Origin of the sequence: Cohnella rhizosphaerae (assembly GCF_029525575.1) — a bacterium.
GTDB classification, from domain to species: Bacteria; Bacillota; Bacilli; order Paenibacillales; family Paenibacillaceae; genus Cohnella; species Cohnella rhizosphaerae.
In genome coordinates this window covers 1,016,348-1,029,590 of record NZ_JAPDIA010000007.1, presented here as the reverse complement: position 1 = coordinate 1,029,590, position 13,243 = coordinate 1,016,348, and the positions used below count along the sequence as shown (strand labels likewise).

15 protein-coding genes and 2 pseudogenes are annotated in these 13,243 nt (G+C 42.1%); all 17 read right to left on the bottom strand.

The window, feature by feature from the left end:
- Positions 1 to 150 precede the first annotated feature (150 nt).
- A pseudogene (gene wzy, locus OMP40_RS42125) lies at positions 151 to 639 on the bottom strand (O-antigen polysaccharide polymerase Wzy); the annotation flags it as partial.
- Positions 640 to 932: 293 nt separating this feature from the next.
- Positions 933 to 1,190 carry a glycosyltransferase gene (locus tag OMP40_RS42120; protein WP_420872010.1) on the bottom strand — a complete coding sequence of 86 codons (258 nt, stop codon included), beginning with the start codon at positions 1,188 to 1,190 and terminating at the stop codon, positions 933 to 935.
- The gene (locus OMP40_RS42115; protein WP_420872009.1) at positions 1,171 to 1,284 is read right to left on the bottom strand and encodes a glycosyltransferase family 4 protein; all 114 of its coding nucleotides are present in this window, start codon (positions 1,282 to 1,284) and stop codon (positions 1,171 to 1,173) included. Before OMP40_RS42115 ends, OMP40_RS42120 begins: the two co-directional genes overlap by 20 nt.
- Positions 1,277 to 1,642 (bottom strand): glycosyltransferase, encoded by a 366-nt coding sequence (locus tag OMP40_RS22505; protein WP_277534687.1) that lies wholly within the window; start codon positions 1,640 to 1,642, stop codon positions 1,277 to 1,279. Before OMP40_RS22505 ends, OMP40_RS42115 begins: the two co-directional genes overlap by 8 nt.
- A 19-nt stretch (positions 1,643 to 1,661) precedes the next feature.
- Positions 1,662 to 2,042 carry a glycosyltransferase gene (locus tag OMP40_RS22500; RefSeq protein WP_277534685.1) on the bottom strand — a complete coding sequence of 127 codons (381 nt, stop codon included), beginning with the start codon at positions 2,040 to 2,042 and terminating at the stop codon, positions 1,662 to 1,664.
- 39 nt (positions 2,043 to 2,081) lie between these two features.
- The gene (locus tag OMP40_RS22495) at positions 2,082 to 2,363 is read right to left on the bottom strand and encodes a hypothetical protein (protein WP_277534683.1); all 282 of its coding nucleotides are present in this window, start codon (positions 2,361 to 2,363) and stop codon (positions 2,082 to 2,084) included.
- A gap of 211 nt (positions 2,364 to 2,574) precedes the next feature.
- On the bottom strand, positions 2,575 to 3,030 hold the full coding sequence (locus OMP40_RS22490; RefSeq protein ID WP_277534681.1) for a glycosyltransferase: 456 nt from the start codon (positions 3,028 to 3,030) through the stop codon (positions 2,575 to 2,577).
- Between the two features lie 139 nt (positions 3,031 to 3,169).
- Positions 3,170 to 3,700 (bottom strand): acyltransferase, encoded by a 531-nt coding sequence (locus tag OMP40_RS22485; RefSeq protein ID WP_277534679.1) that lies wholly within the window; start codon positions 3,698 to 3,700, stop codon positions 3,170 to 3,172.
- A 52-nt stretch (positions 3,701 to 3,752) separates the two neighbouring features.
- Positions 3,753 to 4,727, bottom strand: coding sequence for a glycosyltransferase family 2 protein (locus OMP40_RS22480; protein WP_277534677.1), 975 nt, complete (start codon positions 4,725 to 4,727; stop codon positions 3,753 to 3,755).
- 338 nt (positions 4,728 to 5,065) lie between these two features.
- Entirely contained in the window at positions 5,066 to 5,560 is a 495-nt protein-coding gene (locus tag OMP40_RS22475) for a glycosyltransferase (RefSeq protein WP_277534675.1), read from the bottom strand.
- A gap of 156 nt (positions 5,561 to 5,716) precedes the next feature.
- On the bottom strand, positions 5,717 to 6,298 hold the full coding sequence (locus OMP40_RS22470; protein WP_420872008.1) for a sugar transferase: 582 nt from the start codon (positions 6,296 to 6,298) through the stop codon (positions 5,717 to 5,719).
- Positions 6,299 to 7,416, bottom strand: a pseudogene (locus tag OMP40_RS22465) (DegT/DnrJ/EryC1/StrS family aminotransferase).
- A 46-nt stretch (positions 7,417 to 7,462) separates the two neighbouring features.
- Positions 7,463 to 8,830 (bottom strand): polysaccharide biosynthesis protein, encoded by a 1,368-nt coding sequence (locus OMP40_RS22460; RefSeq protein ID WP_338131207.1) that lies wholly within the window; start codon positions 8,828 to 8,830, stop codon positions 7,463 to 7,465.
- Positions 8,766 to 9,284 (bottom strand): hypothetical protein, encoded by a 519-nt coding sequence (locus OMP40_RS40320; RefSeq protein WP_338131206.1) that lies wholly within the window; start codon positions 9,282 to 9,284, stop codon positions 8,766 to 8,768. Before OMP40_RS40320 ends, OMP40_RS22460 begins: the two co-directional genes overlap by 65 nt.
- Before the next feature lie 24 nt (positions 9,285 to 9,308).
- A complete protein-coding gene (locus tag OMP40_RS22455; RefSeq protein ID WP_277534673.1) occupies positions 9,309 to 10,001 on the bottom strand; it encodes a CpsD/CapB family tyrosine-protein kinase in 693 nt (230 codons plus the stop codon).
- Complete coding sequence (locus OMP40_RS22450; RefSeq protein WP_277534671.1) at positions 9,982 to 10,761, bottom strand: YveK family protein; 780 nt, start codon at positions 10,759 to 10,761, stop codon at positions 9,982 to 9,984. The genes OMP40_RS22455 and OMP40_RS22450 overlap by 20 nt, the downstream gene beginning before the upstream one ends.
- A 166-nt stretch (positions 10,762 to 10,927) precedes the next feature.
- Positions 10,928 to 13,129 carry an S-layer homology domain-containing protein gene (locus tag OMP40_RS22445; protein WP_277534669.1) on the bottom strand — a complete coding sequence of 734 codons (2,202 nt, stop codon included), beginning with the start codon at positions 13,127 to 13,129 and terminating at the stop codon, positions 10,928 to 10,930.
- Positions 13,130 to 13,243 lie beyond the last annotated feature (114 nt).

Genomic DNA, 13,243 nt, shown 5'->3' with positions numbered 1-13,243 from the left:
GAAACAATGGGAAGCACCAAAAAGGCACAACCAAAACTTGCAACTATTATTTTCTTTAGTGAAATATTTAGACTTTTGTAATTAGTCGTAACTATCCATAACAAGATTAATAATTTATATATCCATGAGCCCCTATCACCGCCCATGAGATTAATTAACATATATAAAAAAGAATATTGAAAATACGACCAAAATACTTCTTTTAGAGAATTTATAACCCACAATTAGGGCAATTAAAGAAGGAAAAAAAAGAAAGTCAAGATATAGCAATATTCCACCTTGATTTGCATGATCACCATAATACAAAGCCGAATAACCATAAATTTGGGATAATTGAAATGACTTCCACGAACTATATAAAGCAGCAGGAACTGTGATTAACGACAACGTTACTCCAACTACTTTAAATGCTGTTGCAACCTCGTTACTATTATTTTTGAATATATAGGAATTACTTGATCGATAACAGAATAACGCACCTACATGAAAAAACAACATTGATATACACGTTACAACTTGAGTTTTTAATAAAACAACTGGACTTAAATATCTAATAAAAGACGTCTCGCCTAATTCTCCTATCTTATGAACTCCAAAAGCCCACATAAATGATTGTCCAAAATTGAATAAAAACAAAAAAGAGAAATAAAATCATATATGGTGAAAAGATCGTTTCTGTCTTTCTCCACCAACTAAATCCAGCGTAGAGTAATATAAGAACACCAAGCCATTCTATAATATTCATTACCTGTTTAATTGATGAATCACTCAAGTAATTTATATATTGGTAAGCTATAAGAAATAATACATATGCACAGGAGAGTAATAATAATTTGGTAAATACACGAAAATAATTTGCGTCCTTAGTTGCATTTATCGACACTGTTGATTCTCCTTAGAACATTCCGAATCAAATGTTTTGCATTTTAGTTCTACCTTTTATTGTGTCTATATATAATCTCATTTAAATAATTCATTAGTCGAGAATAAATTAATTCTAAATCGTTCGATTTTCTAACTTGAATTGCATTAGATGAAATTTTTTGTTTCAAGGAGTTATCTGTTATTAATGCGAGGATTTTTCTAGCTAGCCCTATTTCATCTTTGGGATCGACTAAATATCCATTTTCGCCATCCTTGATCATATCGGCAGGTCCACCTACGGGACAATTAGCAGCTATGCTTGGCACCCCCCATGGACATTGCCTCCAATAAAACGTTTGGATAACCTTCACCGTGGGAAAATAATATAAATATATCTGCTGATCTATAGCACTCAATCACATCTTTGCTTAAGCCAGCTAGAAACACATTTTTTTTCGATTTTCAATGAAGTTATTAAGCTTTGAAGTTCTTTCTTTTGTTCACCTTCACCATATATAAATAACTTGATTTCAGAATCAGCTTCAATCACTAACTTAAAAGCTCTAATTAATCCCTTATAGTTCTTTTGTTCTGCTAACCTACCGACAGCAATAGCGCGTTTAGGTATCGGTTTTCTTACAGGAAAATCATTTATCCATAAAGGATTAGGTAAAATAATGTCTGGACATTTAAATTTATATCTTTCTTTAAGAAAATCTCTAGCCCATTTAGTTTGATGAATAAATCCATTTGCAAAAGGATAAAAAATTCTTCTCATAATACCATTCAGTTTCGAGTCAGATAAAAAAAAAGTGATCACGTTCAGCTGCTACAATAGGTATATTTAGAATCCTGCAAGCCAGAATGCTATAGGAATTTTGTCGTGTATAAAATGAAATAACCAAATCCGGTGCTTCAATTTTTAATTTCTCAATTAACCGTTTAAAATTTCGAAAACCCGCAGATTTTCTATCTAAGAACTTTTTTCTGTTTTTGTAATCTCTATCAAGTTCAATTATTTTGACCCGGGGTTCTAGAGGATAATAAAAATTTTCAAATACATCTAAGCAAATAAGTCTAACATCAATTTCATCTTTAGACATTTGATTTGCAAAGTTGCAGATAACTCTTTCTGCGCCACCTGCACCAATCCGGTTACAAGTAAATACAATTTTCATATAAAGCCCCGCTTTAATCCTACATTTTTTATTATCAACTCATTCATTTTCCATACATATTTCAACTTCATGTGATATTAGATGAAATAGTGGAATCAAAGCCATTTTTACAGAAGCTAATTTTGTTAATCGTCTGCTAGATTTAATGTTTTTGTAGAATTCCACATTTTTAATTCGATATTTTCTTACACCTGCAAAATAAAGTGCTACTATAATGCTATCCCAACTATATAAATTAATATTATGTTCAATTTTGAAGTTTTGAAGTTGTTCAGCTATATAAAATTTATGAACATAATTTCTATATCCTATATTGTTCATAATAGATCCTTCTCTTCGCCTATAGACATAGTACTCAACAGGAAAGTATTTTACTTTGTTAGCAAAAAACATCGCGGTATACATAAACAATGTATCCTCATGTAGTAAACCTTCTTTAAATAGTAGATTATTTTGCCTTAACATTTCAGTTTTAAATATATTCGTTACCACCTCAACTCTAATTTCATCATGTTTTTTTTCATAACTTTTCTCAAAAAAAATCTAATCCTGTTGTTATACCTAAGGGAATTAGTTTATTTTTCCTTGTTTCAATACTTTTAGTTGTATAAATATTGTCTTTAAATTTATATTTGAACCCGCCAACGATTATATCTAAATTACAATTAACCCCCAAATTAAATAGCTCTACATATTTTTGTGGAATGATAAAGTCATCACTGTCTATGAATGTCACATACTCTCCTTCTGCTACGTTCAATCCCGAATTCCTTGCTCCTGATAAACCTTGATTTTCTTGTATTATTACTTTGGTATCCAGAGGATACTTTTCTAAGTATTTATCAATTATAGTTTGGCTTGAATCAGTTGAACCATCGTTTATAATAATAACCTCTTTATTAATCTCCTTAATTTTATAAATAGAGTCCAAACACTCCTGCAGATACTCTTCTACATTATAAACCGGAATAATAATACTTAAGTCCACAGAACACCTACTCACTTTCGATTTAACATTGTAAATGTCAGTGTAACTTTGAAACATAATTATAAAATTCACCAAGCTTCAGTTAAGAGTACTTTAATATAAATGCGCAGCTTAAGGGTTGATTTTTTTGACTTAATAATTATTTCTTTAAAAACATATTTTTATTATTTAGTAAAAGTGATCTTTTTTCTTGAGGTGATAATAGGGTTATATTAAATCCGTGTTCCATAACTTTTTCTTTAAATACTTCCACATCACTGATTTTCTTTGCAGGATTACCCGCAATAAGTATCCCTTCCTCATAAAAACTCTTTGTTACAACACTACCTGCTCCTACAATGATATTATTTGCTAAAGTAACACCAGGTAATAGAATAGACCTTGCTCCAATAAAGCAATTATCCCCAATAGAAATTTCGCCAAAGAAATCTGATAAATCAGGAATTACCTTACAAACACTGCTATCATGAGTAATAAACTGCACGTCGTTGGAAATAGTTACATTATTTTTTATTGTAATTAGGTAGGGTTCGGAAGTTAATAAGTCGGAGTATATATTGCAACCTTCTCCAATATTAACACCATTTTTTCTAAAACAATTGATTATATGATTCATATTTCTTCCAGTTAATACATAAAGCATTTTTGCTCTCCAGAATTTCAACCCCATTGCTTAACCTCCTTAACCTACATTCTGGATCAGTGTTGGATTTATTGTATTACTATTTATTCAATTCAACTTTAATCTTTGCGGCAATTACTATCGGCAACAATAAGTTATGTCTAGCGAAAAATATAAAACAACGAGTTCTGAACTCCAAACTCTCTTTGTCAAAATCAAAACTATATTTATATTTAAAATGCAGCAGCGCACATTTACCTTTTTTCATTGCACAAATCAAGTTGTGTTTTTTTGAAATTCTATATATAGAAACAATGAATGCTGTAAATCCAAAACTGTTAATCGTAGTATTGTATTTATCAATTAAATGATTTGCTCTTAAGTAAGCACTTAAGTTTTCACAAACAGGCCCCCAAGGATCGTCATCGCCCTTTTCAGATTGACTCTCTGCGTGTTTGACATAATGGTAACAAGGCATTTCAACAAATGAAATTTTTTCAGCATACAATAATACCTTAAAACTAAACAAAGCTTCTTCCCCAACTAAATTATCTGAATACTTTATACTATTCGCAAACAGCATAGACGCCCTAACAACCTTTCGAACGCCTCCCCAAGGAATTTTTCCAGTCATTTGATTTCTTATTAATCTCTCTCTCGAAAGTGATTTATATCTTGACATGAACTCCTGCCTTATAAGTTCCCCACTCGGCTTCTCATGCAATACATCAATAAAAACAACGTCTGGTTGATCAGATTCAATACATTTATTCAACTCAGAAAAATAATCAACATTTATATAATCATCTGCATCAATAAAGATAATATAGTCTCCAGTTACTTTCGCGATTGCATTATTCCTTGTGCTTCCTGGACCTTGGTTATCCTGCTTGCACACTTTAAACCTGTCATCGCTCAAGGCATAATTTAAAAGTAATGAGTAACTATTATCACTTGAACCATCATCAATAATTATTGCTTCCCAGTTACTATAAGTTTGATTTTTCACACTATCTAAGCATTTGTTAATATGCCTCTCTGCATTATAAACAGGAATGATCACCGATAATTTCACAATAAGAGCCCCTTACCCCCTTAGATACTTCTTATAAAACCAATTTTGTAAGCTGATTGGACTTAAAAACAAAATTATCTGCCCAACCGCAACAATTACGTAATCACTAAACCCGGAGTAACCCATTTTATGAAATTTGCGTATTGTCGAAATATAACTTCTAGTGTTCTCCCAACTTCTACGACGTTTGGATAACGATTCATTAGAGCGAAACAATAATAACGATTCATTTAAATTACTTGCCCAACAACCTTTAAATAACATTCGGCCAAATAAATCAACATCTTGGTTACGTCTCAAATCGCTGTAACCCCCACATTCAAGCACTTTACTCTTTTTTATACATAACTGTTGGATGATTGAAAGCGCTCCTTCTTTTTAGAAAATTCATAAATTTCCTTCTGGTTTGTAGGAACAATGCGTGATGATTTAATTTTTAAAGGATCTTCAGAAAACTCATCGACCATTGTTCCGATTATATCTAATTGCTTATTTTCAAGAAATGCTTTTAACTGCTTTTCACATCTGTCAGGCTTCGATATATCGTCAGTGTCCATTCTTGCTATAAGTTCATTTTTACAATGTTTTAACCCAAGATTAAGAGCCAATCCAAGCCCAACATTTCTTTCAATCATTACAAACTTAAATAAATTTGGAAACTCTATTTCATATTTTTTTAAGACTTCATCCAACTCTTCCGTCAGTAACCCATCTTTAACAATAACAATTTCATCTGGCATTATTGTTTGATTTAACATACTATTAATGCTCTGTGTTAGAAATTCTGCTTTTTCTTTTTTATACAAAGAAATTAACACACTATACTTAGCCATAAAGTCTACCTCTTACCTCTTAATTAACATCAGAAATTAATTTATCGTACTAATGTTTTACTATGTTCCATACCAGCATTAAATTTTTCTTCACTAATCTTCCCTTCCCGTAATAAGTAGACACCGTAATCTTCAGCAGTGTCCATTCCAGTCGAGCTAATCCCCTCCCCTTTTAAAGACTTTAGCTATGGTCTTAAAAATAATTTTTAAATCAGTTGCAAATGTTATGTTATGAATATATTGCAAGTCCAGTTGCAGCTTTTCTTCCCAAGAAATATTATTCCGCCCGTTTACTTGAGCCAGTCCAGTAAGTCCAGGCAAAACGCTATGCCTTCCCCTCTGTTCCGGGCTCATAAAAACCATATCTCTAACCAATTGCGGACGAGGTCCTACTATCGACATTTCACCAATTAAAATATTATAGAGTTCCGGAAGTTCATCAAGAGACGTTGAACGTAAAAACAATCCAAACTTGGTTAGTCTCTGGCTATCTGGAAGTAATGTTCCATTTCCGTCTTTTGATTCTGTCATAGTCCTAAACTTGTATACCACAAATATATTCTCACTCAAGCCCGGTCTATACTGCTTAAAAAGTATAGGACTCCCTAGTTTAATTCTTACTAATAGAGCAGTTATCAATAGTATTGGACTAGCCATCACAAGAGCTAAAAGGGATAATAAAGCATCCATCGGTCTTTTGACAAACTTGCAATAGAATCCAGGATTTAATTGTTTCATTTAAGCCCACCATATTTTTTTTATTGTTGCGACAACTCTTTCTATATCATCTTTATTCATCTTGGTGTCTGAAGGCAGGCATACACCGTTATTAAATAAATTGTTCGCCACATTTTCGCCAACGAATTCAAACTCCCTATAAAAAAGGTTGTAAATGCATCGGCTTCCATACCGGCCTTGATTCAATCTTTTCTTTCTCTAGAATTTCGAAAATATCTACAGGCCTTACACTACCATTCAAGGTGATAGTGCTTAGCCAAAAATTCGGTTGGTTCCATTCGACACTTGGCATAAATCCGACACCGGTTAGAGAGCCTAACTCTTTCTTATAATATTCAAATATGTATTTCTTTTTCTTCACTCTCTGATCGAGAACTTTTAACTGTCCTCTACCAATTCCCGCAATAACATTGCTCATTCGATAATTAAACCCTAATTCACTATGCTGGTAATGCCTTGCCGGATCTCTGCTTTGAGTTGCCCAGAACCTTGCTTTCGCAATTTTTTCTTCATTATTTGAAACCAACATCCCTCCGCCGGAGGTCGTAATGATTTTATTTCCATTAAAAGAGAAGATGCCATAATCACCAATCGTCCCGGTGTGTTTCCCTTTGTAATAAGTACCTAAAGATTCGGCAGCATCTTCTATAACAGTGGCATTATAGCGGCGACAGATCTCCATGATCCTGTCCATGTCCGCGGATAAACCATATAGATGAACGACAATAACGGCTTTGGCGTGCGGATATTTGTGGAAGGCTTGTTCTAACGCTTCGGGACACATGTTCCAGGTCTTATAATCGCTATCGATAAATACCGGCGTTGCGTTCTGATAAATGATGGGGTTGGCCGTCGCCGAGAACGTTAAGGTCGGGCAAAAAAACGATATCGCCCTCTCCAACGCCGGCAGCTTTTAGGGCTAAGTGAATCGCTGCCGTTCCGGACGAAAGTGCTGCTGCAGCCTTAATGCCTACTTTTTGAGCCAGCTCCCGCTCGAACGCATCGACATTTTCGCCGAGCGGGGCGATCCAATTGGTCGCAAAGGCTTCTTGTATATACTGCATCTCATAACCTTCATCGCTCATGTGGGGCGAGGAGAGATATATTCTTTCCTTCATGGTCCTAGCTTCCTTTCGTGTCCTTTAAGCTGCAGTCACGATGAATTTAAGAGACTTGCTCGTAAAGAGGAACCAATTGCTCGATTGCTTCCTTCACATCGTCGGATCCACCGGCGATGACCCGGTTGAGCTTATTCAGTTCTCTAGCCAAATCCTCACGGCTTATTACTTCCGGCTTTCCAATATAAATCCGCTCATGCTGCGTCTTTGTAGCGCCCTCTTCGGCCGTGAGCAGTTCCTCATACAGCTTCTCACCTTCACGGATTCCAGTGAAGTGAATCGGAATATCAATATAAGGCTCATAACCAGAGAGTCGAATAAGATCCTCGGCTAGCTTGAGTATCCGAACGGGCTCGCCCATGTCGAGGATGAAGATCTCGCCGCCCTGGGAGAGAGCGCCCGCCTGAATAACGAGCTGTACAGCCTCAGGGATCGTCATGAAGTAGCGAACCATCTGCGGGTCGGTTACGGTGACCGGGCCGCCGCGCGCGATCTGGGTCTTGAAGGCCGGGATGACGCTGCCGCGGCTGCCGAGGACGTTGCCGAAACGAACCGACGCAAATCGGGTACGAGATGACGCATTGAGGCTCTGCACATACATCTCCGCGATGCGTTTGGTCGCTCCCATCACACTGGTGGGGTTGACGGCTTTGTCGGAGGAGACGAGCACGAAGCGTTCTGTGCCGAATTTGTCTGCGCAGTCCGCAACATTTTGCGTGCCGAATACGTTATTTTTAACGGCTTCCGCCGGATTCTTCTCCATTAGGGGGACATGCTTGTGAGCTGCGGCGTGGAACACGACTTGCGGACGATAGGAATCGAATACTTCTTCCATTCGCCTGCGATCCTGAACGTCCGCGATGATCGGCTCGAACAGCATGCCAGGGAACTTATGTTTCAATTCCATCTCAATGGTGTAAATACTATTTTCACCGTGTCCCAGAAGCAGGAGCTTGTCCGGCGCGAAGGATGCGACCTGACGGCACAGCTCCGAACCAATCGAACCGCCCGCCCCTGTGATGAGGACGACTTTGTTGTGTACATAGTCTGCAATCCCTTGTAGATCCGTATGAACCGGGTCGCGGCCGAGGAGATCCTCAACGTCGACATTGCGTATGGCATTCACCGAGATCTTGCCTTTAATCAGGTCGTTAATGCCGGGGATGATCTTGATTTTGACGCCGCATGCCATGCACAGGTTGATAATCTCGGAGATTTGAGAGCGCGGCACGGACGGAATGGCGATGATGATTTCTTTAATCTTGAACACTTCGACTAAAGTAGACAGATCGGAGCGGCCGCCCAGTACGGGCAAACCGTGAATCGTCAGATTATGTTTGTCTTTGGCGTCATCGACGAATCCGATTAGCTTGTGATCGGCCATATCCGATCCTTTGAACTCGCGGGCGACCAACGCGCCGCAATCTCCAGCGCCATAGATTAAAGTGGGAATACGATAGTCCACGCCCTTCCCCCTGACGAAGACGGATCACGCGCCAGACGACGCGCACCCCGCCGACTAGCAGAAGGCTGGTCTCGAGCGTCCGTACGGCTATGGACAACGGCACCCGGATATCCGAGACAATGGTCGTAGCGGCAAAGGAAAAGGCCCAACCAATCGTGACGGCCACGCACATCGAGAACATCTCGGAAACGCTGGCATACTGCCACATTTTGCGATACATACCGAAATAAGCCATGCTTATTCCGCACAGGACGGATGAAATGATGCAGTACAAGAACATTTGGTTCGCGTATTGCTCTGGCGCAGGACCCTCGAATCGAAAATAATAAGCGCTGCAAATACTGAACCAAATGATGACCAAATCCACAAGAAATAAGATTGCCATTTTTTTCTTGACTGTCATTTAAGAAAGCCTCCGCCTTGATATCTATTTATTTTCGCCGTAGTAATAATAGTAGTAACCTTCGCTCTTCTTGCGCTTAACGTTATTGATCACGACACCCAGTATGCGTGCCCCGACCTTTTCCAGGTTCGCTTTCGCCTTCATCGCGATATCCCGCTTCACCTTGCCCTGATCCAGCACTAGCACGTATCCATCGCACTTGGTGGCAAGCACCTGGGCATCCGTGACAGCGAGCAACGGCGGCGTATCGATCAGAATGACGTCAAATTGCTCCCTGAGCTCATCGATTAACGCGCTCATTCGCTTCGATGCCAGCATTTCCGCGGGGTTCGGCGGTATCGGACCCGATGAGATGACGGACAGGTTCGGAATATCCGTTTTCTGGATGACATCATCAAGCTTCGATTGCTGCGACAAGACCGACGATAGTCCCCAACGGTTGGATAAATTGAACGTATGATGCTCGGTCGGTTTGCGAAGATCCGCATCGATTAATAGCGTCCGTCGTTCGGATTGCGCATAAGTGATCGCTAGATTGCCGATCGTGGTCGACTTGCCTTCCCCCGGACCGGCCGAGGTCACAGCGATCACCTGCATGCGCTCATCCACGGAGGAGAAATCAATGCTCGTTCGAAGCGAACGGTAAGATTCGGATACCGGCGATTTGGCGTTGGACAGCGTAATGAGCGGACGCTTGCTACTTGCCTGTCGAGACATGGTTCAATTCTCCCGTACTTTTGACTTGAGTGGGCCTGCCAGCCATGCCGCCTTGATTTTCATCAAAGTTCACTTTGGAGATCGAAGCGAGTACAGGCAGTTCCAAATAGCGCTCGACATCCTGTTCGGTCTTGATGCTGTCATCCAAATATTCCAGCAAAAACGCGACGCCTACGGACAGCATAAGAGATACGATAAAGGCAATGGCAATATTAAGAGGAATGTTGGGCGAAATGGGGCTGGGACTCTGGGCCGGCTCTAACTTGGCGTTGTTGAGGATGGATACGTTCTCTACGTTAAAAATGTTCGGTATTTCCTGACGGAAAATCTCGGATACGGCGTTGGCGATCTCGGCAGCTTTCCTGTAAGAAAGGTCCGTAACGCCGACTGTCATCACCTGCGTATTGTTCACTGAGCTGACTTTGATCTTCTCGGCCAACTGCTCTGAAGTCAATTGAAGCTGCGGATAATACTGGACGACTTTGTCGAGGATCGCAGGCGTCTTGATGATTTCCTTGTAGGTCTCGATCATTCGGATATTGGTATTCACCATATCGCTATTTAGTTGTGGTTGGTTCGCCATCACTTGCGCGGATGTTTGGTTGACGATGATTTTCGTAGAAGCTTGGTAAATTGGATCTTTAACATAAATGCTATACAGACCTGCGGCGACTGTCACGATCAGGACGACCCCGACGATCCACCACAACCGCTTCCGAACGATCCGGAAGTAGTCTCTCAGGTCCAACTCATTAGTCACACGAATTCCCTCCAAAGGCTAGAGTTCCAATCTGCTATCGCGAAGCCGCGCGTTGCCATAATTCGCCATTTTTCGCCGTTCATAGACAACATCCTCCCCTCAAAGCTTGAGAGGAGGATGCGACTATAAACATACTGAGCGAGTATTGAATATCTAACTAAAAGCCTTAAGCTTGCGGTTTGAAGTTGATCGCGCGGTAGATGATGACGGCAGCTTCGGCACGCGTCGCGTTGTCGTTCGGCAGGAACTTGCCGTTCGCGCCGATGATGATGTCGCTGGCAGCAGCCCAAGCTACGCTCGAGCGGAACGCGGAGCCGATCTTGCTGGCATCCTTGAAGACAGACAGTGCAGCTTCAGCGTTGTCAATGTCCTTCAGACCTTGCGTGACCTTCAACGCACGAGCGATCATCGTAGCCATCTCGGCGCGCGTGATCGTCGCGTTCGGCGCGAACGTCGACGGCGTCTTGCCGTTGATGATACCTTGCTCGGCAGCTACGGCGATGTACGGCGCAGCCCAGTGCGATGCAGGTACATCGGAGAACTTGGACGAAGTCGCCAGCGTGTTGTCAAGGTTGAGCGCGGTGATCAGGATCTTGGCGAACTCGGCGCGCGTGATCTTGTCCTGCGGCGCGAAGACGCCCGCGGACTTGCCTTCGATCGCACCCTTAGCCGCTACGACCTGAATCTGGCGGCCAGCCCAAGCTTGGACCTTGGCGATATCGTTGAACGTTACCTTGTTCTCGAATACGAAGTACTTCGAGAAGCTGTAGCGCGGCTCTACGATGAATTCGCCATCGATCGTACCGCCTTGGGTAGAGATCGTGCCGTCTGCTTCGACGCGGCCCGTGGTGAGCAGCTCTTTGTCGACGCCAGTCAGGTTCTTGAGCGGAAGACGCAGCGTGATTGCCTTGTTAAATTGCTCCACTTCCTTGCCGCCGACTTGGAGATCGAAGCCGTACACATCGGAAGCTACAGACTTGCCGTATACGCCCGAGGTGACGGAAGACGCAGCATCGCCGGTCTCGATCGTAACGCCGAGGGTCACTGCTTCAGTGAAGGTGCCTACAGGCAGCGTAGCGCTCAGCTCGCCGATCTTGATGGCAACGCCATCCGCCTTCGAATCGTTCGCCAGCGTCCACAGCTCTTGCGGCAGCGATACGGAAGCGCCGGATTGCGCGATCGCGCCCAGGTTAATCGTGATCTCGCCTACGTTCAGGCCATCAGACGATCCAACGGCATCAGCCAGCGCCTTCTTCGCGTCGGAGACAGCCGTGATGAGCTTCGTGACGTCTGCTGCAGACAGCGTCAGCGTTGCCTTGCCGTTCACGTTCTGTACTTGAGAGGAAAGATCAAGCGTAAGGATCTTCTCGACGACTTCGTTAGTCTTTGAGACGGCTTGCGCGATCAGCTTGTCCTTCTCATCGCCCGTAGCTGCTGCGATCTTGCCCTTCAGGTCAGCAAGCTCTTGCGCGAGTTGAGCGACGGATGGGCTGATGACGGACGAAGTGCCGCCGCCACCGCCGGTGTAAGGAGGCGTGTAGAACACCGTACGGTATGCTGTGAACAGTTCCGCAGCAGCCTTGTCAAAGATCTCAGGCCCCACGTAGAAGCGGAAGTTGCGGACGACATCCGCAAAATCAGCGCTTGTCACGCCTTGTGCAAGCAGCAGTTGCACTACCTTTGAAGAATTGCTGCTGGTCAGTACCGAAGCAAACAGTTCGTCAAAGAACTTGTTGCGAGCGACCGGATCCGTACCCAGCGCAAGAACGTCCGTAGCAGACAGACCGTTCAGCTTGCTGATCAGCGAAGCTTGAACACCAGTGTTGGTATCGAACAGGAACGTATCCAGGTCCGCAAAGGTCATCGTCGGATCTACTGCGTAAACTGCGTTAACAATGCTTGGCTCGTCGCGCAACGCATTAAATGCGTTCGTGTCTTGATTGAACATGAACTTGATCAGGCCCGCAACCAGGTTGGAGAAGTCTTCCTGAATATCGTTGCCATCCTTGTCGGTCAAGTTCAGCTTGCCTACAACCGGCTTGGCAATATCATAGACGGAAGTGGATACGGACAGATTAGGCGTCCCGTTGTAAACCGCATATGTAACGCTAGCAACGCTAAATTCTTCTTCGCCTTTCAGATAGACAGCATCCGCTACGCTTTGCGAATAAACCGCTTGCTGAGCAGACAGTTGCTTCTTGATCTTGGAAGCCCAATCTGCGAGCTTAATGTTCGAATCAGCCGCATAAGCAACGTTAATCCCCAGCTTCTCAGCGAGTCCCTTGTCGCTGAGCGGCAGTCCCGCCAGAGCCGTGAACGTCAAGCTGGCCGCGATCGTGCCGGCAATTACCTTTTTCTTCAATACCAAGAATCTCACCTCTACCATTTTTTTGTTTTAATAGTGTTAAAAATTACTTGCCTTAACAGGTATTCTACCTAATACTTAGTAGGCTGGTCAACTTTTCTTGAGAATATTTGCGAG

What these genes read in the sequence shown, in the direction of transcription:
- OMP40_RS22470 (WP_420872008.1), bottom strand. Translation starts at nt 6,298, where the DNA reads ATGAAACAATTAAATCCTGGATTCTATTGCAAGTTTGTCAAAAGACCG.
- OMP40_RS22505 (WP_277534687.1), bottom strand. Translation starts at nt 1,642, where the DNA reads ATGAGAAGAATTTTTTATCCTTTTGCAAATGGATTTATTCATCAAACT.
- OMP40_RS22485 (WP_277534679.1), bottom strand. Translation starts at nt 3,700, where the DNA reads ATGGGGTTGAAATTCTGGAGAGCAAAAATGCTTTATGTATTAACTGGA.
- OMP40_RS22475 (WP_277534675.1), bottom strand. Translation starts at nt 5,560, where the DNA reads ATGGCTAAGTATAGTGTGTTAATTTCTTTGTATAAAAAAGAAAAAGCA.
- OMP40_RS40320 (WP_338131206.1), bottom strand. Translation starts at nt 9,284, where the DNA reads ATGACAGTCAAGAAAAAAATGGCAATCTTATTTCTTGTGGATTTGGTC.
- OMP40_RS22455 (WP_277534673.1), bottom strand. Translation starts at nt 10,001, where the DNA reads ATGTCTCGACAGGCAAGTAGCAAGCGTCCGCTCATTACGCTGTCCAAC.
- OMP40_RS22500 (WP_277534685.1), bottom strand. Translation starts at nt 2,042, where the DNA reads ATGAAAATTGTATTTACTTGTAACCGGATTGGTGCAGGTGGCGCAGAA.
- OMP40_RS22495 (WP_277534683.1), bottom strand. Translation starts at nt 2,363, where the DNA reads ATGAACAATATAGGATATAGAAATTATGTTCATAAATTTTATATAGCT.